This is a genomic window from Hoeflea sp. BAL378, from assembly GCF_000759435.1.
Taxonomy (GTDB): Bacteria; Pseudomonadota; Alphaproteobacteria; order Rhizobiales; family Rhizobiaceae; genus Hoeflea.
In genome coordinates this window covers 1-18,718 of record NZ_JRJG01000001.1, presented here as the reverse complement: position 1 = coordinate 18,718, position 18,718 = coordinate 1, and the positions used below count along the sequence as shown (strand labels likewise).

Here is an 18,718-nt window from a genome sequence, read left to right as displayed (position 1 = left end):
CTTGACTTAACGCACTGCAGCGACTATGCGGAGCACATTGGGTCCGCGTACAGAGCGCGCACCCGCGCATTGTCGCAAACTCCGAAACGGAAAACGCTCTCAATTGACCACTTTTGCTGATCTTGGCTTAAGCCAAAAAGTACTGTCCGCCGTGACCGACGCCGGCTACACGACGCCAACCCCGATCCAGGAAGGCGCAATCCCCCCGGCGCTCGAAGGCCGCGACATTCTGGGCATCGCCCAGACCGGCACCGGCAAGACGGCGGGCTTCGTGCTGCCGATGCTGACAAGGCTCGAAAGAGGCCGCGCCCGGGCGCGCATGCCGCGCACCCTGATCCTCGAGCCGACGCGCGAACTCGCGGCGCAGGTTCACGAGAATTTCGAGAAATACGGCAAGAACCACCGGCTCAACATCGTTCTGCTGATCGGCGGCGTCTCGTTCGACGAGCAGGACCGCAAGCTCGAGCGCGGCGCCGACGTGCTGATCGCCACGCCCGGCCGGCTGCTCGACCACACCGAGCGCGGCAAGCTGCTGATGACCGGCGTCGAGATCCTGGTCATCGACGAGGCCGACCGGATGCTCGACATGGGCTTCATCCCCGACATCGAACGCATCGTCAAGTTCATCCCCTTCACCCGCCAGACCCTGTTCTTCTCGGCCACCATGCCGCCGGAGATCCAGAAGCTCGCCGACAATTTCCTGCAGAACCCGGTCCGCATCGAAGTGGCGCCGCCGTCCTCGACCGCAGCCACCGTGGTGCAGCGGCTCGTCGCCTGCGGCGGCAAGGATTTCGAAAAGCGCGAACGCCTGCGCGACCTGATCCGCTCGCAGACCGAGCTCACCAACGCCATCATCTTCTGCAATCGCAAGAAGGACGTGGCCGAACTGTACAAGTCGCTGGAAAAGCACGGATTCTCGGTCGGCGCACTGCACGGCGACATGGACCAGCGCTCGCGCACCAACATGCTGCAGGGCTTCAAGGACAACGAGATCACCCTGCTGGTCGCCTCCGACGTCGCCGCCCGCGGGCTCGATATTCCCGCCGTCAGCCATGTCTTCAATTTCGACGTGCCGATCCATGCCGAGGACTATGTCCACCGCATCGGCCGCACCGGCCGCGCCGGCCGCGCCGGCGCATCGTTTACGATGGTCACGCGCCGCGACGCCAAATATGTCGACGCCATCACCAAGCTGATCGACCGCGAGATCGAATGGCTCGACGGCAAGGACGCGCTGCATTCCTCCTCCGACGAGGGTGACGACAAGCCCGGCCGCGGCCGCCGCGCCGACAGCAAGGGCACCGCGCGCCGCTCCGGACGCGGCGACAAGCCCGCCCGCGAAGACCGGCCCGCCCGCGAGGACAGGCCGCAGCAGGCGGCAGCCGAGGAAAAGGTGGTCGAGATGGCGCCCCGGGAGATACCCGCCGAAGCCGCCGCCAAGCCCGTCCGCGAGGAACGCCAGCCCAGGCAGGAGCGCGAGGAGCGTCAGCCCCGGCAGGAGCGTGAAGAACGTCAGCCCCGGCAGGAACGCGAAGAGCGGCCGTCGCGCCAGCGCGCGCCCGAGCCGGCCAACGCCAACGAAGACCGCAACCGCAATCGCCGCCATGGCCGCGACAATGACGACCGTGAACCGACCCCGGTCGGCTTCGGCGACGAGATCCCCGCCTTCATGATGATCGGCAGCTGAGGCCGACGCATCAAGACTTGCATGATGAGGCCGCCGGCAACCCAGCCGGTGGCCTTTTTCATGATTGTCGCCCACCGCCCCGCCCGCACGACACGCATGTTTCAGCGTAAGCGGGTCTAATCGCCGCGCAAAAGCCGCGCGGACATCATCTGGAGGATTCTCTCCGGACTCCGACACAAACAGGACAATCACAATGAAAGCTGTCGCCCTTACCCACTACCTTCCCATCGCGGACCCAAAATCCTTCCTCGATGTCGACCTGCCCAAACCGGTTGCCTCCGGCCGTGACATACTCGTCGCCGTCAAGGCCATCTCGGTCAACCCGGTCGACACCAAGGTCCGCGCCCCGAAGGACGCGGTGGAAGAAACACCCCGCGTCATCGGCTACGACGCCTCCGGCATCGTCGAAGCCGTCGGCCCCGAGGTCACGTTGTTCAACATCGGCGACGAAGTCTATTACGCTGGTGACATCACCCGCTCCGGCACCAACCAGGAATTTCATCTCGTCGACGAACGCATCGTCGGCCGCAAGCCCAAAAGCCTGAACTTCGCCGAAGCCGCAGCCCTGCCGCTGACCACCATCACCGCCTACGAAGCCTTCTTCGACCGTCTCGGAATCGACCGCGACGGCGCCTGCAAGGGGCAGTCGATGCTGATCATCGGCGGCGGCGGCGGCGTTGGCTCGATCGGCATCCAGTTGGCCAAGGCCGCCGGTCTGGTCGTCATCGCCACCGCCTCACGCCCGGAAACCGAAAGCTGGGTCAGGGAACTTGGCGCCGACCATGTCGTCAATCACCGCCAGGACATGATTGCGCAGGTCCGTGCCCTCGGCTTCCAGCATGTGGACCACATCGCCATCTTCAACGACATGCGTCACTGGGACGCCGCGGTCGAGCTGATCCGTCCGCAGGGCGGCATCGTCTCGATCGACAACACCGACGTGCCGATGCCGATGGCGGGCATGAAAACGAAATCCGCCAGCCTGCACTGGGAATTCATGTTTGCCCGCGCCATGCACCAGACGCCTGACATGATCGAGCAGCACAAGCTGCTAAGCTATGTCGCCGATGAAATCGACGCCGGCCGGATTCGCACGACGCTCGCTACGGTGCTGAGCCCGATCAACGCCGAAAACATGCGCAAGGCCCATGCCTTGATCGAAACCGGCACGGCCAAGGGCAAGGTTGTCGTCGAAGGGTTCTAACCGGCTTTGAAGGGCTGAACTCGACCAACCGTTCAAGCCTCCGGCCCCCACCCGGCCGGAGGCTTTTGGTGTCGCGCGACGACCGACGCTATTTTTTCGCGCGCAGCGCCGCCTCCCAGGCGAGCCGGACCCAAGTCGAAAGCTCGTCGGGATCATCGAGCGCCGCATCGGGAATGGACCAGTAGGGCATCGCCACCGGCCCCGCCCGCGCCTTGCCCTCGTAGACCCATTGCGAGGCGCCCGCCTCGCGGAACGCCGGAGCGCTGTCCGCATCCGCCTTGAGCAGGATCTCGCCGCCCACTTCCAGGGCCAGGATCCTGCCTTGGTGATAGACGCCCTTGCCGCCGAACATGCGCTTGATGGTCACCTCGCCGAGGCTGTCGAACATCTCGCGGATCCGCTCATTGTCCATGGAACGCACCTTTCTTCCCGTGTCCCCGCGCGGATGGTCGAGAAACACCGCGACCCGGCCGCCCTCGCGCTTGCCGCCTGGGCGGTGCGCGCCATATCCCCGCCATGCCGAAACATGTCGCCAAATCCGATCTTCCGCAAAAGCCCTGCGCCCAGTGCGGCCGCCCCTTCGCCTGGCGGCGCAAATGGGCGCGCGTTTGGACCGAGGTCAAGTACTGCTCCGAGCGCTGCCGCGGCGAGGCGCGGCGCAAGCCGGCGCCCTCCTAGCCCGCATTCAGCTCGGTGACGCCGCCGGCGAGCCGGACCGCCTCGGGCGTGTCCACGTCGAGCCGCGCCGCCGGTCCGATCTCCACATCGATCACCGGCCAGGCGCCGTTCTCGATCAGCGCCCGCGCGCCGACATCGCCCGACAACTGCATCGCCTCAGTGAAGGCGGCGCGCGGCAGGATCACCGGATTGCCGCGCCGGGCGCCGTCGCAGGCCCGGACGATGGCCCTTCCGTTGCTCCGGGCGAAACCGTCGATCAGCGCATCGAGATGCCCGGCCTGCACCGCCGGCATGTCGCCCAAGAGGACCAGCGCGCCCGCCACCGTCTCGTCCAGCGCCTCGAGGCCGCGCCTGAGCGACGAGGCCATGCCCGTGGCGAAGTCCGGATTGGGGACCAGCTCGACCTCGAGGCCGGAAAGGCTCGCGGCGATGTCCTCGCCGCGATGGCCCGTCACCACGATCGTGCCGGCGGCCTTGGAGGCAAGCGCGGTGCGGGCCATCCGGCGCACCAGCGCCTCGCCCTCGAACTCGGCCAGCAGCTTGTGGCCGGCCGCCTCGCCCATGCGGCTCGCCTGGCCCGCGGCGAGCAGCACCACGCCGACGGCGATGCCGGAGCGGGCGTCCTCCCTGGCGCGACCCGATTGCCGCGGCTGCGGGCGGGAGGCGATTTCGGTGAGCAGGCCGCCCACCCCCATCCGCGAAATATCGAGCGACGAAGGGTGCTGCCCGGTGAGGATGCGGCCCAGCACCCAGTCGAAGCCGTTGACCTTGGGGCTGCGGGCGCAGCCGGGCGCGCCGATCACGGTCGCCTCGCCCACCGACCCGAGCACCAGCAGATTGCCGGGATCGACCGGCATGCCGACCCGCTCGACAGATCCGCCCGCCGCGCGGATCGCAGCCGGTACCACGTCATCGGGATCGGTGACGGCGGAAGCGCCGAAAATGACGATCAGGTCGTATTTCGACGCCATCCGGACGATCTCGGCGCCGACCGCACCGGTCTCGTGGGCGACGCGGCTTTCTTCGCCCAGCTTCGAGCCGCTCGGCGCCAGCCGGCTTTCCAGCAGCGCCCGCGTCTTGTCCATCACCGAGGGTTTGAGCTGGGGCAGTACCGTGGCGATCAGGCCGGCGCGCACCGGCTTGTAGGGCAGCACCCGGGCCATGCTGCGCGTCTCGATCGCCGAGCGCGCCAGCTTGAGCGAGGCGCCGGTCACCGCCAGCGGAATGATCTTGATGGTCGCGACCATCTCGCCCGGCTGCACCGGCGTCTGGTCGGGCAGGCAGGCGAAGGTGATGGCCGGATCGATCGCGTTGAAATGGTCGACCAGCAGCCGCTCGGCGCGGAACAGGCCGGCGCGGGTGGCGTGCAGGTTGACCCGCCCGGTCGAGGCGTTGGCGGCGCGGATATGGGCGCCGCCGAAAGCCTGGGCAAGCGCCTCTGCCGCGGCGTCCTCGCCGACATCGTCGCCCTCGAGCCGCGCGGCGATCACCTCGGAAATCCCGCTCTGGGCGAGCAGCATCAGGTCGGTCGCGTTGAGCGCATGGCCCTTCTTGAGCCTGAGCGTGCCAACCGACAGGGAATGCGCGAGCAGCGCGCCTTCAGCCTGCGCAAGCGGAACCGGGCCGAACCGCATCGCTCACCCGCCCGCCGGGTCGGGCCGCTGGCGTAGGGCCGCGATCGCCTGGGCGAGAACCGCCACGGCGATCTCCTGAGGACTCTGTGCGCCGATGTCGAGCCCGATCGGCGCGGCGATGCGGTTGATCTCGTCTGTGCTCAGCCCCGCCTGCATCAGCCGCTCGACGCGGCGCGCATGGGTCTTGCGCGAGCCCAGCGCGCCGACATAGAAGGCGCGCGCCTTGAGCGCCGAGATCAGCGGCCAGTCGTCGATCTTGGGGTCATGGGTCACCGCCACCAGTGCCGTGAAGGCGTCGATGGGCCGGTCCCTGAGCGCATCCTCGGGCCAGTCGGCGACGAGATCGACACCCGAGAACCGGTCCTCGGTGGCGAATGCCGTGCGCGGGTCGATTACCCTGACGTCGAAACCGGTCATCGCCGCCATCGGCGCGAGCGCCTGCGAGATGTGCACCGCGCCGATGATCACCATGCGCGGCGAAGGCAGATGCACGTTGAGGAACAGCCGTTCGCCGCCCGCCTCGACGACGCCGGACCTGCCGGTCGAGAATGCTTTGCCGATGGCCTCGCCCAGCTCGCCCTCGACCGCGTCGCCCTTCATCACCAGCCAGCTCTTGCCGCCCTCGAGCGCGGTGACGAGGATCGCCGCCTGCCGGTCGCGCCGCGCCGCATTGAGGGCCTTGAGAAGGTTCAGATCCATCAGCCGATCCGCTCCAGATAGACCTGGATCTTGCCGCCGCAGGACAGGCCGACCCGCCAGGCGGTCTCGTCGGCCACGCCGAATTCGAGCATCTTCGCCGCGCCGCCCGTGATCACCTCGGCGGCTTCGGCGATCACCGCCCCCTCGACGCAGCCGCCCGACACCGAGCCCTCGAAATTGCCGTCGGCATCGATCACCAGATGGCTGCCGACCGGCCTTGGCGCCGAGCCCCAGGTCTCGATCACGGTCGCCACCGCCACCTTGCGCCCGTCGAGCATCCAGCGTTCCGCCACCATCAGCGGATCGAACTGGCCGTCGGCCGCTCCGCCGGGCGCCTGGTCTTCGGCCGGGTTGGAATTCCGCTCTGTCATGGCTGCCTCCATCGCCTCATGCCCCGAGTATGGCCATCGCCCCATGACGAATTCAAGTCGGAACCGGGCCGTCTGTCAAAGATAGCGGCGCGGATCGGCCCTGGCCGCGTCCTTTTCCCCGAGCGCCGCCACCAGATCGGCCATCGCCGCGATATTGTGCACCGCGCGGAACTCGTCGACATGGGCGAGCATCGCCCGCACCCCCCGCGCCCGGGCCTCGAACCCGTCGAAGCGGAGCAGCGGATTGAGCCAGATCAGCCGGCGGCAGGAGCGGTGCAGCCGGTCGATCTCGGCGTCGAGCTCGTCGATCGAATCGCGCTCCAGCCCGTCGGTGATCAGGATCACCACCGCCCCCTGCCCCAGCACCCGGCGCGACCATTGCCGGTTGAACAGTTTCAGCGCCGCGCCGATGCGGGTGCCGCCCGACCAGTCCCTGACCGCACCCGCGCACTGGTCCACGGCCTCGTCGGGATCCTTATTACGCATCTGCCGCGTGATGTTGGTGAGCCTGGTGCCGAACAGGAAGGTGTGCACGCCGCGCCGCCGCTCGCTCAGCACATGCATGAAATGCAGGAAGATCCGCGTGTACTGACTCATCGAGCCGGAAATGTCGGCGATGATCACCAGCGGCGGATGCACCTCGCGCCGCTTGCGGAACCGCGGCAGGATCAGGTCGCCGCCGGTGCGCATGGCGGCGCGCATGGTCGCGCGCGGATCGATCCGCTTCGGCGTGGAGGACGGCCGGAAGCGCCGCGTCTCGACCTTGTCGAAGGGCAGCGCCAGCGCCGCGATTGCCCGCTTGGCCTCATTGAGTTCGGCCGCCGTCATCTGGGCGAAATCCTGCTGGCGCAGCACCTCGTTGCCCGAGGCGGTCTCCCGCGCGTCGATGTCGATGATCGGCTTGTCTTCCGGCGGCCGGCTCTTCTCGTGGCCCTCGAACAGGGCCTGGCTAACGCGGGTCTCGCCGGCTTTGAGCTTCTCGCGCCGCTTGTTCTCCATTGCCACCGGCGAGAACATGGCGATCATCTTCTCGATGAGATCGCGCGTCCGCCAGAACAGCCGGAAGGCCTGGTCGAACACCTGGTGGTCCTCGCGCCGCTTGACGAAGACCGCGTGCAGCACCCAGTAGAACTCCTCGCGGCTGCCGATGCCCGCGACCTGCACCGCCTCCACCGCGTCGCGCACCGCCGCCGGCCCGACCTTCAGCCCCGCCTTGCGCAGCACCCGGGCGAAATAGACGATGTTGTCGACGATGCGCCCGTCGCCCTCCCTGAAGACGATGGCGTTCCCGGCGGCGTTTTCGGCGGCGTTTGCGGCCTCGGCCATCAGAGCGACTGCGCCAGCTCGGCCTTCACCTCGGCCAGCAGCTCCCGGCCGGCGCCGCCCTCGATCCGGGCGATGTCGTCCTGGTACTTGAGCAGCGTGCCGAGCGTGTCGGACACGGTCTCCGGATCGAGCGCCAGGCGGTCGAGTTCGGTGAGCGCGGTGGCCCAGTCGATGGTCTCGGCCACGCCCGGGCTCTTGAACAGGTCCATCCGCCTCAGCTTCTGCACGAAGGCCACCACCTGCCGCGACAGGTCCTCATGGCAGCCCGGCGCCTTGAGCCGGATGATCTCCAGCTCCACCGCGGCGCTCGGATAGTCGACCCAGTGGTAGAGGCACCGGCGCTTGAGCGCGTCATGGATCTCGCGGGTGCGGTTGGTGGTGATGATGACGATCGGCGGCTCCTGCGCGACGATGGTTCCGAGTTCGGGGATCGTCACCTGGTAATCCGACAGGATCTCCAAAAGAAACGCCTCGAAGGCCTCGTCGGTGCGGTCGAGCTCGTCGATCAGGAACACCGGCGCGCGGCCGCCCGAGCCTTCCAGCGCCTGCAGCACCGGGCGGCGGATCAGGTGCTTCTCCGAGAAGATGTTGCGCTCGATGGTGGAGCGGTCGTCCTCGCCGGTGGCTTCGGCGAGCCGGATCTCCAGCATCTGCGCCGGATAGTTCCACTCGTAGACCGCCGAGGAGACATCGAGGCCCTCGTAGCACTGCAGCCGGATCAGCGGCCGGTCCAGCGCCTTGGCCAGCACCTTGGCGATCTCGGTCTTGCCGACGCCCGCCTCGCCTTCGAGAAACAGCGGACGCTTCATCCTGAGCGCCAGGAACAGCACGGTCGCCAGCGCCCGGCCGGCGACATAGCCCTGGCTCGACAGCATGGCGAGCGTTTCGTCGATGGAGTTGGGCAGCGGATTGGTGATCGACATCATGGCTCCCACAGCAGGCAGATCCGGACCGAGGCTAGATCGAATGATACCCGCGGTCCATATACAAAAGCGCCGGCCCCGGCTCTCCGATGCGGATGCCGACGACTTCGCCGATCATGATCGTGTGCGTGGCCACCGGCTTGGCCTCGATCAGCCGGCAGTCGAACACCGCCCTGGCGCCGACCAGCGCCGGCGCGCCCGTGGTGATCGTGTCCCATTCGGCCATCCCGAAACGCTGGTCGGCATCGAGATGCTTGGCCCCGGAAAAAGCAATCGCGAGCGCTTCGTGCTCGCGCATCAGCGTGTTGAGCGCGAAGACGCCGGAGCGGGAGAAGATCTCGTTGAGCGGATTGGAGTGATTGAGGCAGACCAGCAGCGTGCCGGGATTGTCCGACACCGAGCAGGCGGCGGTCACCGTCACGCCCCGCCGCACGCCGCCATGCATGGTGGTGGCGATCTGCACGTGTCCGGCGTAGCGCGCCATCGCGTCGCGATAGTCCCGGGAATCGATGGTCTGCCGTTTCAACACGCACTGGCCTCACGCTTCGGAGTGATCAGGGTCCATACATAAAGGTCGGCGGCGAATTTGAAACCCGCGGCCACGACTTTTTATCGCCCCGGACCGCCGCGCAGGGCGCAAAGCCTCGGAAATCGCTTGGATTTGCAACCGGTGCTGGGCTAAATGTGGCGCATGATCATGCGCAGTCCGCTTTGCCTCCTCGTCCTGGTCCTGGCCCTGCTTTCCGCCCCTGCCACAGCGCGGGCGGAGCCGCTGACCGTGGGCCTCGTCATTCCGCAATCGGACCAGTTCAAGCTCCTGGGCGACCATGTCCGCGAGGCCTTCACGGTGTGGGACGCCGACAATCCGGGCGTGTTCGGCGACATCGTCGAGGGCGATGACGGCTGCACGGCCGAATCGGGCGTCGACGCGGCCGCCGCCATGAGCGAGGCCGGCGTCGACATCGTCGTGGGCTTCCTGTGCACGGAAAGCCTGGCGGCGGCGCTGCCGATCCTGTCGGAGGACAGGATCCCGGTGATGACGCTGACGGTGCGCGCCGATATCATCGGCGAGGAAGCCGCGCGGCTCGGCTGGCGGCTCTTCCGCCTCGCCCCGCGCGCCGGCTCCGAAGCCGAGATCGCCGCCGACGCGATCTTCCGCTTCTGGGCCGACAAGCCCTTCGCGCTCATCGAGGACGGGGCTATTTCCGGCCGCGAGCTCGTCGAGGCGATCCGCGCCATCCTCGAGGACCGCTCGCTCAAGCCGGCCTTCGTCGACAATTACCGCCCCGGCCAGGCGACCCAGCCGAGCCTGGTGCGCCGGCTCAAGGCCGCGGGCGTCACGCGTGTCTTTGTCGGCGGCGACCGCTCCGATCTTTCGGTGATCGCCCAGGAGGCCGAGCACCAGGGGGTGGCGCTCAGGTTCATGGGCGGCGACGCGCTCAATGCGCCGGCCGCCGAGCATCCCCTGCCTGACGGAACCATCGCGGTGCTGGCCGCCGGCGCGGTTCACGGTCCGGAGGCGGAAAGCGCGCGCGAGGCCTTTGCCCGCCACGACATGATCGCCGAGGGACTTCGGGTCCCCGCTTTCGCCGCCGCGCAGATCCTGGGAGCGGTCGCCAACCGGCTCGACTATGGCGAAACCGATCTGGGCGACCTCCTCACCGGCGCCACCTTCTCGACCGCGCTGGGGCCGGTGACCTTCGATGCGAATGGCGAGCGGCGCGAACCGGGTTTCGTGCTGGCCATCCAGAAGGACGGAAGCTTCACCCGGCTCAGCGTCGAGGACGCCGCGCGCCTTTCCGCCGAAACCCAATGACCGAGCAGACGGGACTGCAGACATGATGGAAGCCGGACCGCGCAACCTGATCACCGACGTCGAGGGCCTCACCGTCGGCAACGCCAGCGACGCGGGGCTGAATTCCGGCACGACCGCCATCCTGTGCGATCCGCCCGCCACCGCCGCCGTCCAGGTCCTGGGCGGCGCGCCCGGCACGCGCGAGACCGATCTGCTCGAGCCGCACAACACGGTCGCGACCGTCAACGGCCTGGTGCTCTCGGGCGGCTCCGCCTTCGGCCTCGATGCGGCCGGCGGCGCGCAGGCCTGGCTGAGGCAACAGGGACGGGGCTTCGAGGTCGGCCCGCACCGCATTCCCATCGTGCCGGCGGCGATCCTGTTCGACCTGATCAATGGCGGCAACAAGGACTGGGGCCGCTATCCGCCCTATCGCGAGCTGGGCTACCAGGCCGCCGCCGCGGCGGCCCAGGATTTCGAGATCGGCACCGCCGGCGCGGGCGTCGGCGCGCTCACGGCGACCTTCAAGGGCGGCCTCGGCTCGGCCTCCGCGCGGCTCGGCGAGGGGCACATGGTCGGCGCGCTCGTCGCCGTCAACCCGATGGGGTCAACGACCATCGGCGACACGCGCCATTTCTGGGCAGCGCCCTTCGAGATCGGCACGGAGTTCGGCGGCCTCGGCCAGCCCGCGCCCTTCCCCGCCGACGCGAGCGCGCTCCGGATCAAGTTCCGGGACATGGCCCGCGGCGTCTCCAACACCACCATCGCCGTCATCGCCACCGACGCCGTTCTCACCAAGGCCGAAGCCAAGCGGCTGGCGATCGCCGCCCATGCGGGCTTCGCGCGGGCGATCTGGCCCAGCCACACGCCGTTTGACGGCGACCTGGTCTTCGCGCTCGCCACCGGCGCGTCCGCCCGAAAACCCGCGCCCGAGGCTTTCCTCGACCTCTGCGCGGCGGCGGCCTCGACCATGAGCCGCGCCATCGCCCGCGGCGTCCATGCCGCGGCGTCCGATCCGCGCGACCTGATGCCCGCCTGGAGTCGTGAGCAAGTTTGATCGGTCTTCCGGTTGCCCGCCCGGCGCTGTGGTGCTACCGGGTCATGATCACCGGAATTGGGGTTTGGAATGCCGACTGTCCGCCGCCTCGTCTTCAGCTTCACCGCCGTGGCGCTCGCCCGCGGCGCGGCGACGGCCCGCAGGATCGGCGACGGAACCGTCACCCCGACATGAACTCCCCCGTCAAACGGCACAAGGGACCGGCGCCCAGACCGGCCAACGACAATTCCAATCTGCGCGACCGGCTGCACGCGGCGCGGATCGGTTGGTCCGACGCGATCCTGGGCGCCATCGGCTGGGGCGCGGCGATGGGACTGTCGGCGCAGGCCGCGCTGTGGCTGTCGATGGCGGCCCTCACCGATCACTACTGGAGCCTGACCGCGCTGCTGTTCGGCGGCGCGGCGCTGGCCTGGCCGCCGAGCCTGGCGGCCTTCCGCTTCCTCGCCTTCCGTCGGTCGCGCGAAGCGGCCTTCGCAGCGGCGTTCCTGTGCCTGACGATTTTCACCATTGGTGTGACCGCGGTGATCTTCGCCATCATCTACCGCAATTTCTACGCCCAGTGGCACGGCGATGCCTTCACCAAGCTCTGGCTGCTGCAGCTCGCCTTCACCAGCGCCTCGGCGCTCTACCAGTTCGCGGTCATCGGCCTGCGGCTGTACCTGCCGCTCGGCGTGGCCTTCCTGTTCGCCGCCTCTTTCATGCTGGCGCGGCTCACCCCGCGCGCCAAACCGCCCAAATCCGCGCTTGTCCCCTAGACAAAGCCGATCGCGCATTTGATTCCGCGCCGAAATGGACTAGACCGGCCGCAACGGAAACACATTCACGGACCCCGCCATGATCCCGCGCTACTCCCGCCCCGAGATGGTCGACATCTGGTCGCCAAAATCCAAGTTCCGGATCTGGTTCGAGATCGAGGCCCATGCCTGCGATGCGCTGGCCGAGTTGGGCGTCATTCCGAAGGAAGCCGCCCAGACCATCTGGGACAAGGGCGGCGCCGCCAGTTTCGACATCGACCGCATCGACGAGATCGAGCGCGAGACCAAGCACGACGTCATCGCCTTTCTGACCCATCTGGCCGAGATCGTCGGCCCCGACGCCCGCTTCGTCCACCAGGGCATGACCTCGTCGGACGTGCTCGACACCTGCTTCTCGGTCCAGCTCGCCAAGGCGAGCGACCTGCTGCTCGCCGACATCGAGGCGCTGCTTGCGGCGATCGAGCGCCGGGCCTTCGAACACAAGGACACCGTCTGCATCGGCCGCTCGCACGGCATCCATGCCGAGCCGGTGACCTTCGGGCTGAAGATGGCCGAGGCCTATGCCGAATTCGACCGCTGCCGCACGCGGCTCGTCAATGCCCGCGCCGAAATCGCCACCTGCGCCATTTCCGGCGCCGTCGGCACCTTCGCCAACATCGATCCTTACGTGGAAGAGCATGTCGCCAATGCGCTCGGCCTCGCCGCCGAGCCGGTCTCCACCCAGGTGATCCCGCGCGACCGGCACGCCATGTTCTTCGCCACGCTCGGCGTCATCGCCTCCTCGATCGAGCGCGTCGCCACCGAGATCCGCCATCTGCAGCGCACCGAGGTCCTGGAAGCCGAGGAATATTTCTCGCCCGGGCAGAAGGGCTCCTCGGCGATGCCGCACAAGCGCAACCCGGTGCTCACCGAAAACCTCACCGGTCTCGCGCGGCTGGTGCGCATGGCGGTGACGCCGGCGATGGAGAACGTGGCGCTGTGGCACGAGCGCGACATCTCGCACTCCTCGGTCGAGCGCATGATCGGACCGGACACCACCATCACGCTCGATTTCGCGCTCGTCCGCCTCACCAACGTCATCGACAAGCTGCTGGTCTATCCCGAGCGCATGGCCGGCAACATGAACCGGCTCGGCGGCCTGGTGCACTCCCAGCGCATCCTGCTGGCGCTCACCCAGGCCGGCTCCTCGCGCGAGGACGCCTACCGGCTGGTGCAGCGCAACGCCATGAAGGTGTGGAACAGCTACCAGGTCTCGGGCGATTCGGAGGTCGACTTCCTCACCGAACTGCTGGGCGACGAGGACGTGCGCAAATATCTCTCCGAGACCGAGATCCGCGACCGCTTCGACCTAGGCTACCACACCAAGCATGTCGACACGATCTTCAGGCGCGTGTTCGGCCGGAGCTGAAATTCGAAAATTCGGGGACAGTTTACTTTTTCGCGTAAAGATTGCGCGTAGTCATTACTATACTATAACGCGAAAAAGTAAACTGTCCCCGACCTTCCCGTTCGACCATCGCACGCGCGATTAACCAACTGTCACCGGACGTGACCGGACCGTGTCGCCGATGCCATGATGTGGCCCTGATATCGCCGTGGTTCTTTCAGAACATGCTGTTCAACCCTGAACTCATGTCCGAACCATGGAGGACGCCATGCGGGACTCTCCGCCCTTTGCCCATCGCGGCCGCAGCAAGCGCAAGCCGCACGACACCGAACCGCACGATATTCATGACAGCGGAGCCAGTCTCTGGATCGCCGCCGCCGTGGTGACCGCCGCCCTGGTCGTGTTCGTGACCTTCAATCAGGTCAACCTCAGGAACGGCGGCGCGCCCTTCCTGATCGTTCCGCCAGGCCCCGTCGCCGCGCCGCCCTCGGGCGGAAGCTAGAACGGTCCGGCCTGTCCCGGAGGCCCGGCGCTTTTTTTTGAGACGCCCGCCTCCACCCCGCGGGTTCGCCGATTGACATTTGCCGCGCGCTCCCCCACCTCGGGCGGCATGAAAGCCGCCCAAGCAGATATCCTGATCGTTCCCGGATACACCAATTCCGGCCCGGACCACTGGCAATCGCGCTGGCAGGCGCGGCTGTCGACCGCCCGCCGCGTCGAGCAGGACGCCTGGGCCAAGCCGGTCTGCGAGGACTGGACCGCCCGCTTCGCCGACTATGTGGCCGAGGCCGAACGGCCGGTCGTGGTGATCGCCCATTCGCTGGGCGTGGCCACCATGCTCAAGGCATTGCCCCGCTGTGCGGACAAGATCGCCGGCGCCTTCCTGGTGGCGCCCCCGGAGGTCGACAACCCGCAGATCCGGCCCAAGCACCTGATGACCTTCGGCCCCTACAGGCAGGATCCTCTTCCGTTCCCCTCGATCGTGGTCGCCAGCCGCAACGATCCCTTCGGCTCCTTCGAGCATGCCGGCGACATGGCCAATGCCTGGGGATCGGTGCTGATCGACGCCGGCGAAGCCGGCCACATCAACGCCGAATCGGGGCATGGCCCCTGGCCCGAGGGCATCATGGTCTTTGCCAATTTTCTCTCCCGGCTGAAAACCTGACGCGCCAGCGCCTGCGCGCCTCCGTCACCAGCCGGGAACGCCAGCGTCGCCGCCTGGCGCGTCAGCCGCGCGCCTTGCCCAGCATCACCGCCGCGCCCGCCTGCAAGAGGCCGGGATCGGTGTTGAGCGCCGCCAGGCGGTAGCCCATCTTGCCAAATTGCGGGACATCGGCGGGATCGACGGCGAAGATCGCCGCGAACTTGGCCGCCTCGCGGGCGCGGCGTCCGATCTGGGCGATCACGTCCTGCAGCTCTTCGTTTTTCGGGTCGACGGCCGCGCCGTTCGACCAGGAGATCGACAGGTCGGAGGGGCCGACGAAGATGCCGTCGATGCCGTCCGTAGCGAGGATGCCGTCAAGCGCGGCGAAGGCGGCCCGGGTTTCGATCATGGCCAGCGCAAGCGTCTGCCGGTTGGCGGAGCGGAAATAGCTGTCCGGCGTGTAGCCGGTATGGATCTGCAGCGCCTTCATCGGCCCCCAGGAGCGCTCGCCCACCGGCGGATATTTCATCGCCCGGGCGAAGGCCTGCGCATCGGCCACCGAATTGATCATCGGCGCGATCACCGCCTCGAAACCCATGTCGAGCGCGCGGCTGGCGAGGTCGTTGCGGCCCACCGGAATGCGCAGGATCGCGGGTTTGCCGGCCACGGCGATGGCCCTGACGGAAGCAAAGGCGGTTGATTCGCTGTGCGCGCCATGCTGCATGTCGACCGTGACGGCGTCGAAGGGGCAGCCGGCGAAGTGTCCCGCCATCTCCGGCGACGGCGAAGTCGACCAGGCGGTGATCAGCATCCTGCCCTGATCCAGCATCTCCTGCAATTTCATGTCCCTGGCTCCCCACTCACGGCTTCGCCCGTCCCGGGCCCGCCCCTGCCTCACTCCAGCAAAAAACCGCCCGCGGCTGGCCGAAGGCGGTCTTCCATGACGCTGCCGGCCGACTCAGCTGTTCTGGATCTGGTCCACGGCGATGGCCAGAAGCTCCAGCATCTGCCGGCGAATCTGGTGATCGGACTGCACGACGCCGTTGGCGTCGAAATCGCCGCGCACCTTGCGGAACACGTCCTCGTCGCCGGCTTCCTCGAAGTCGGCCATCACCACGCTCTTGGCGTAGTCTTCAGCGTCCGTGCCGGTTTTTCCCAGCAATTCGGCCGCCCAGAGCCCCAAAAGCTTGTTGCGGCGCGCTTCTGCCTTGAATTTCAGCTCCGCATCATGGGCAAACTTGTTTTCGAAGGCTTTCTCGCGGTCATTCATGCTGCTCATGGTTGGCTCCCGGCTTTGAATCGATAAACCCTATATGGGCGTTGGCCCCATAAAACAAAAGACCGCCGAAAGTGCAATCTAAACCCGCACGCGCCATGCAAATCAGGGGACACACCAGACAACGGCGTTGTGAAAGCCCGGACAATCGGCTAAAGCACGGGCCAAACAGACCCAATGCCGAGTTGCCGCGGCTTCAGCCGGCTCAACTGACAGAGATCCCCCCAATGACCCGTCGCCGCCGTATCTACGAGGGTAAGGCCAAAATCCTCTATGAAGGCCCCGAACCCGGTACGCTGATCCAGTTCTTCAAGGACGACGCCACCGCCTTCAACAAGAAGAAACACGATGTCGTCGACGGCAAGGGCGTGCTCAACAACCGGATTTCCGAGTACATTTTCTCGCATCTCAATCGGATCGGCATCCCCACCCACTTCATCCGCCGCATCAACATGCGCGAGCAGTTGATCAAGGAAGTCGAGATCATCCCGCTCGAGATCGTCGTGCGCAATGTCGCCGCCGGCTCGCTCGCTAAACGGCTCGGCATCGAGGAAGGCACCGTGCTGCCGCGCTCGATCATCGAATTTTACTACAAGGCCGATGCGCTCGACGACCCGATGGTGTCGGAAGAGCATGTCACCGCCTTCGGCTGGGCCAGCCCCCAGGAAATCGACGACATCATGGCGCTCGCCATCCGCGTCAACGATTTCCTCACCGGCCTGTTCCTGGGCGTCGGCATCCAGCTCGTCGATTTCAAGATCGAATGCGGCCGGCTGTTCGAGGGCGACATGATGCGCATCGTCGTCGCCGACGAGATCTCGCCCGATTCCTGCCGCCTCTGGGACGTCAACACCAACCAGAAGCTCGACAAGGACGTCTTCCGCCGCGACCTGGGCAACCTGGTCGAGGCCTATCAGGAAGTGGCCCGCCGGCTCGGCATCATGAACGAGAACGAGATGAACCGCCCGTCGGGTCCGGTTCTGGTCAAGTAGGCGTCGGGAGAAAGCGGACATGATCAAGGCACGCGTGACGGTTACGCTGAAATCAGGCGTCCTCGACCCGCAGGGCAAGGCCATCGAGCACGCGCTGGATGGCCTGGGCTTTTCGGGCGTCGGCCAGGTCCGCCAGGGCAAGGTGTTCGACATCGCGCTCGAAACCTCGGACCCTGCCAAGGCCGAGGCCGAGCTCAGGGACATGGCGGCCAGGCTTCTCGCCAACACGGTGATCGAGGATTTCTCGGTCGAGGTGCTTTAGGCCATGAAAGCCGCCGTCATCCTGCTCCCCGGCCTCAACCGCGACCGCGACATGATCGCGGCGCTGACCAAGATCTCCGGCCGGGCGCCGCAGACCGTCTGGCAGACCGAGACGTCGATCGATGACGATGTCGACCTGATCGTCATCCCCGGCGGCTTTTCCTATGGCGACTATTTGCGCTGCGGCGCCATCGCCGCGCGCATGCCGGTGATGCGGGCGGTCAAGGAGAAGGCCGAACAGGGCACGCGGGTGATCGGTGTCTGCAACGGCTTCCAGATCCTCGTCGAGGCGGGCATGCTGCCGGGCGCGCTGATGCGCAACGCCTCGCTCAAATTCGTCTGCCGCGAAGTCCGGCTCGAGGTCGCCAATGCCGAGACCGCCTTCACCAGCGGCTACACCACGGGCCAGATCATCCGCTGCCCGGTGGCGCACCATGACGGCAATTATTTCGCCGATCCCGACACGCTCGCCGGCATCGAGGCATCGGGCCAGGTGGCGTTCCGCTACACCGCCGACACCAACCCCAACGGCTCGGTCAACAACATCGCCGGCATTGTCAACAGCGCAGGCAACGTGCTCGGCATGATGCCGCATCCGGAAAACCTGATCGAAGCCGCCCATGGCGGCGCCGACGGCCGCGCCCTGTTCGAGGCCGCCCTCGGGCTGGTCGACGCCTGAGGCGCGCCGTGGCGACGGGATCTCGCGACATAGTCTGAACGGGAGCTGACACGTGACCGCGTTTCCGATTTCGAGTTTGCGCCTGTGGCGCCTGTCGCGCGCTCCGGGCGCGGCAATCCTCCTGCTCCTCGCCCTGATTCTGCCAGTCCCCTCGCCCGCCACAGCCGCCGCGAAACCCGCGGGCGAGCCCGCGACCCAGGTCTATTTCATCCGCGGCTTCCTCGGCGTTTTCTCCACCGGCTTCGACGAGATGGCCAGGACGCTCGCGCGCGACAGGATCAGGGCCGAGGTCTACGGCCATCTGTCCGGCGCGACGGTCCGCGCGAAGATCGTCAGCCAGTGGCGCCAGTCGAAAAAGCCCAGGCCCGTCGTGCTGGTCGGCCATTCCTTCGGCGGCAACGCCGTCTTCGAGATCGCCTCGCTGCTGGCCAAGGACAATATTCCTGTGGCGCTGGTCATCAGCGTCGATCCGACCCGCGCCGGCCCGCTGTCGGCCAACGTCAAGAAATACGTGAACTACTATTTTCCTGGCAACGGGCTCGGCTCCGAGCTCAAGCCCAGGTCCGGCGTCGCGCCGTCGCGCATCAGCAACATCGACATGCGCAAGCGCGCCGACGTGGCGGGCGCGGGCGATGACCACTGGACCGTCACCCACAATGGCGCGCTGCAGGCGGAAATCCTCAAGGCGGTGAAGCGCGCGGCGCGCTAGGCGCTGGTGCGGCCGGCCGTTTCCGCGGCCCGCAGGATCGCCTCGAGTTCGCCGCGATACTCATAGGTGTCGACCTGGATCGCATGCCGCCGGCTCGCCTTGTAGCGTCCGGCGTCGCGGCGGTTCTGGCGCTCGATCTCGGCG

Annotated in this window: 22 protein-coding genes; 13 read left to right on the top strand and 9 right to left on the bottom strand. The window is 67.2% G+C overall.

Going from position 1 to position 18,718, the window contains the following annotated elements:
- Positions 1-103 precede the first annotated feature (103 nt).
- Positions 104-1,687 (top strand): DEAD/DEAH box helicase, encoded by a 1,584-nt coding sequence (locus LL06_RS00105; RefSeq protein WP_035520874.1) that lies wholly within the window; start codon positions 104-106, stop codon positions 1,685-1,687.
- A 193-nt stretch (positions 1,688-1,880) separates the two neighbouring features.
- Positions 1,881-2,891 (top strand): zinc-binding alcohol dehydrogenase family protein, encoded by a 1,011-nt coding sequence (locus LL06_RS00100; RefSeq protein ID WP_035520872.1) that lies wholly within the window; start codon positions 1,881-1,883, stop codon positions 2,889-2,891.
- 88 nt (positions 2,892-2,979) lie between these two features.
- Here LL06_RS00100 and LL06_RS00095 read toward each other — a convergent pair whose 3' ends face one another.
- Positions 2,980-3,303 carry a TfoX/Sxy family protein gene (locus LL06_RS00095; protein WP_035520871.1) on the bottom strand — a complete coding sequence of 108 codons (324 nt, stop codon included), beginning with the start codon at positions 3,301-3,303 and terminating at the stop codon, positions 2,980-2,982.
- 104 nt (positions 3,304-3,407) lie between these two features.
- On the opposite strand from LL06_RS00095, the gene LL06_RS26650 reads away from it, so the two are divergent.
- Positions 3,408-3,569 (top strand): DUF2256 domain-containing protein, encoded by a 162-nt coding sequence (locus tag LL06_RS26650; protein WP_081963547.1) that lies wholly within the window; start codon positions 3,408-3,410, stop codon positions 3,567-3,569.
- Here LL06_RS26650 and LL06_RS00090 read toward each other — a convergent pair.
- From LL06_RS00090 to LL06_RS00065, 6 genes are all read right to left on the bottom strand, one after another.
- Positions 3,566-5,203 (bottom strand): molybdopterin-binding/glycosyltransferase family 2 protein, encoded by a 1,638-nt coding sequence (locus LL06_RS00090; RefSeq protein WP_035520869.1) that lies wholly within the window; start codon positions 5,201-5,203, stop codon positions 3,566-3,568. The genes LL06_RS26650 and LL06_RS00090 overlap by 4 nt on opposite strands.
- Before the next feature lie 3 nt (positions 5,204-5,206).
- Positions 5,207-5,902, bottom strand: a complete 696-nt coding sequence (locus tag LL06_RS00085; RefSeq protein ID WP_035520868.1) for an XdhC family protein — start codon at positions 5,900-5,902, stop codon at positions 5,207-5,209.
- Positions 5,902-6,198, bottom strand: a complete 297-nt coding sequence (locus LL06_RS00080; RefSeq protein WP_035521000.1) for an XdhC family protein — start codon at positions 6,196-6,198, stop codon at positions 5,902-5,904. Before LL06_RS00080 ends, LL06_RS00085 begins: the two co-directional genes overlap by 1 nt.
- Positions 6,199-6,348: 150 nt before the next feature.
- Positions 6,349-7,599 carry a VWA domain-containing protein gene (locus LL06_RS00075; RefSeq protein ID WP_081963546.1) on the bottom strand — a complete coding sequence of 417 codons (1,251 nt, stop codon included), beginning with the start codon at positions 7,597-7,599 and terminating at the stop codon, positions 6,349-6,351.
- Positions 7,599-8,525: a MoxR family ATPase gene (locus LL06_RS00070; RefSeq protein WP_035520867.1), complete on the bottom strand. Its 927-nt coding sequence runs from the start codon at positions 8,523-8,525 to the stop codon at positions 7,599-7,601. The genes LL06_RS00075 and LL06_RS00070 overlap by 1 nt, the downstream gene beginning before the upstream one ends.
- 31 nt (positions 8,526-8,556) lie before the next feature.
- Positions 8,557-9,051, bottom strand: coding sequence for a flavin reductase family protein (locus LL06_RS00065; RefSeq protein WP_035520866.1), 495 nt, complete (start codon positions 9,049-9,051; stop codon positions 8,557-8,559).
- Between the two features lie 168 nt (positions 9,052-9,219).
- Here LL06_RS00065 and LL06_RS00060 point away from each other — a divergent pair, with 168 nt between their 5' ends.
- The 6 genes from LL06_RS00060 (at position 9,220) to LL06_RS00035 (ending at position 14,678) form a co-directional block, all read left to right on the top strand.
- On the top strand, positions 9,220-10,338 hold the full coding sequence (locus LL06_RS00060; RefSeq protein WP_161784902.1) for an ABC transporter substrate-binding protein: 1,119 nt from the start codon (positions 9,220-9,222) through the stop codon (positions 10,336-10,338).
- 22 nt (positions 10,339-10,360) lie between these two features.
- Positions 10,361-11,371 (top strand): P1 family peptidase, encoded by a 1,011-nt coding sequence (locus LL06_RS00055; RefSeq protein WP_035520864.1) that lies wholly within the window; start codon positions 10,361-10,363, stop codon positions 11,369-11,371.
- 170 nt (positions 11,372-11,541) lie between these two features.
- Positions 11,542-12,126: a hypothetical protein gene (locus LL06_RS00050; RefSeq protein WP_244446992.1), complete on the top strand. Its 585-nt coding sequence runs from the start codon at positions 11,542-11,544 to the stop codon at positions 12,124-12,126.
- 79 nt (positions 12,127-12,205) lie between these two features.
- Positions 12,206-13,534, top strand: coding sequence for an adenylosuccinate lyase (gene purB, locus LL06_RS00045; RefSeq protein WP_035520863.1), 1,329 nt, complete (start codon positions 12,206-12,208; stop codon positions 13,532-13,534).
- 247 nt (positions 13,535-13,781) lie between these two features.
- Complete coding sequence (locus tag LL06_RS00040; protein ID WP_152599422.1) at positions 13,782-14,015, top strand: hypothetical protein; 234 nt, start codon at positions 13,782-13,784, stop codon at positions 14,013-14,015.
- Positions 14,016-14,123: 108 nt separating this feature from the next.
- A complete protein-coding gene (locus LL06_RS00035) occupies positions 14,124-14,678 on the top strand; it encodes an alpha/beta hydrolase (protein ID WP_035520861.1) in 555 nt (184 codons plus the stop codon).
- A 61-nt stretch (positions 14,679-14,739) separates the two neighbouring features.
- On the opposite strand, the gene LL06_RS00030 is transcribed toward LL06_RS00035, so the two are convergent.
- Positions 14,740-15,501 carry an aldolase/citrate lyase family protein gene (locus tag LL06_RS00030; RefSeq protein WP_035520860.1) on the bottom strand — a complete coding sequence of 254 codons (762 nt, stop codon included), beginning with the start codon at positions 15,499-15,501 and terminating at the stop codon, positions 14,740-14,742.
- A gap of 114 nt (positions 15,502-15,615) precedes the next feature.
- A complete protein-coding gene (locus tag LL06_RS00025) occupies positions 15,616-15,936 on the bottom strand; it encodes a DUF1476 domain-containing protein (protein WP_035520859.1) in 321 nt (106 codons plus the stop codon).
- Positions 15,937-16,160: 224 nt separating this feature from the next.
- Here LL06_RS00025 and purC point away from each other — a divergent pair, with 224 nt between their 5' ends.
- Genes purC through LL06_RS26200 form a run of 4 tightly spaced genes read left to right on the top strand, consistent with a single transcriptional unit; the run spans position 16,161 to position 18,574 of the window.
- A complete protein-coding gene (gene purC / locus LL06_RS00020) occupies positions 16,161-16,925 on the top strand; it encodes a phosphoribosylaminoimidazolesuccinocarboxamide synthase (protein ID WP_035520858.1) in 765 nt (254 codons plus the stop codon).
- A 19-nt stretch (positions 16,926-16,944) separates the two neighbouring features.
- A complete protein-coding gene (gene purS / locus LL06_RS00015) occupies positions 16,945-17,187 on the top strand; it encodes a phosphoribosylformylglycinamidine synthase subunit PurS (RefSeq protein WP_035520855.1) in 243 nt (80 codons plus the stop codon).
- Between the two features lie 3 nt (positions 17,188-17,190).
- Positions 17,191-17,865, top strand: a complete 675-nt coding sequence (gene purQ, locus LL06_RS00010; protein ID WP_035520854.1) for a phosphoribosylformylglycinamidine synthase subunit PurQ — start codon at positions 17,191-17,193, stop codon at positions 17,863-17,865.
- A 52-nt stretch (positions 17,866-17,917) separates the two neighbouring features.
- Complete coding sequence (locus LL06_RS26200; RefSeq protein ID WP_052161040.1) at positions 17,918-18,574, top strand: thioesterase domain-containing protein; 657 nt, start codon at positions 17,918-17,920, stop codon at positions 18,572-18,574.
- Positions 18,575-18,718: the final 144 nt, after the last annotated feature.

What these genes read in the sequence shown, in the direction of transcription:
- LL06_RS00100 (WP_035520872.1), top strand. Translation starts at nt 1,881, where the DNA reads ATGAAAGCTGTCGCCCTTACCCACTACCTTCCCATCGCGGACCCAAAA.
- LL06_RS00095 (WP_035520871.1), bottom strand. Translation starts at nt 3,303, where the DNA reads ATGGACAATGAGCGGATCCGCGAGATGTTCGACAGCCTCGGCGAGGTG.
- LL06_RS26650 (WP_081963547.1), top strand. Translation starts at nt 3,408, where the DNA reads ATGCCGAAACATGTCGCCAAATCCGATCTTCCGCAAAAGCCCTGCGCC.
- LL06_RS00090 (WP_035520869.1), bottom strand. Translation starts at nt 5,203, where the DNA reads ATGCGGTTCGGCCCGGTTCCGCTTGCGCAGGCTGAAGGCGCGCTGCTC.
- LL06_RS00085 (WP_035520868.1), bottom strand. Translation starts at nt 5,902, where the DNA reads ATGGATCTGAACCTTCTCAAGGCCCTCAATGCGGCGCGGCGCGACCGG.
- LL06_RS00080 (WP_035521000.1), bottom strand. Translation starts at nt 6,198, where the DNA reads ATGGTGGCGGAACGCTGGATGCTCGACGGGCGCAAGGTGGCGGTGGCG.
- LL06_RS00075 (WP_081963546.1), bottom strand. Translation starts at nt 7,599, where the DNA reads ATGGCCGAGGCCGCAAACGCCGCCGAAAACGCCGCCGGGAACGCCATC.
- LL06_RS00070 (WP_035520867.1), bottom strand. Translation starts at nt 8,525, where the DNA reads ATGATGTCGATCACCAATCCGCTGCCCAACTCCATCGACGAAACGCTC.
- LL06_RS00060 (WP_161784902.1), top strand. Translation starts at nt 9,220, where the DNA reads ATGCGCAGTCCGCTTTGCCTCCTCGTCCTGGTCCTGGCCCTGCTTTCC.
- LL06_RS00055 (WP_035520864.1), top strand. Translation starts at nt 10,361, where the DNA reads ATGATGGAAGCCGGACCGCGCAACCTGATCACCGACGTCGAGGGCCTC.
- LL06_RS00050 (WP_244446992.1), top strand. Translation starts at nt 11,542, where the DNA reads ATGAACTCCCCCGTCAAACGGCACAAGGGACCGGCGCCCAGACCGGCC.
- purB (WP_035520863.1), top strand. Translation starts at nt 12,206, where the DNA reads ATGATCCCGCGCTACTCCCGCCCCGAGATGGTCGACATCTGGTCGCCA.
- LL06_RS00040 (WP_152599422.1), top strand. Translation starts at nt 13,782, where the DNA reads ATGCGGGACTCTCCGCCCTTTGCCCATCGCGGCCGCAGCAAGCGCAAG.
- LL06_RS00035 (WP_035520861.1), top strand. Translation starts at nt 14,124, where the DNA reads ATGAAAGCCGCCCAAGCAGATATCCTGATCGTTCCCGGATACACCAAT.
- LL06_RS00030 (WP_035520860.1), bottom strand. Translation starts at nt 15,501, where the DNA reads ATGAAATTGCAGGAGATGCTGGATCAGGGCAGGATGCTGATCACCGCC.
- LL06_RS00025 (WP_035520859.1), bottom strand. Translation starts at nt 15,936, where the DNA reads ATGAGCAGCATGAATGACCGCGAGAAAGCCTTCGAAAACAAGTTTGCC.
- purC (WP_035520858.1), top strand. Translation starts at nt 16,161, where the DNA reads ATGACCCGTCGCCGCCGTATCTACGAGGGTAAGGCCAAAATCCTCTAT.
- purS (WP_035520855.1), top strand. Translation starts at nt 16,945, where the DNA reads ATGATCAAGGCACGCGTGACGGTTACGCTGAAATCAGGCGTCCTCGAC.
- purQ (WP_035520854.1), top strand. Translation starts at nt 17,191, where the DNA reads ATGAAAGCCGCCGTCATCCTGCTCCCCGGCCTCAACCGCGACCGCGAC.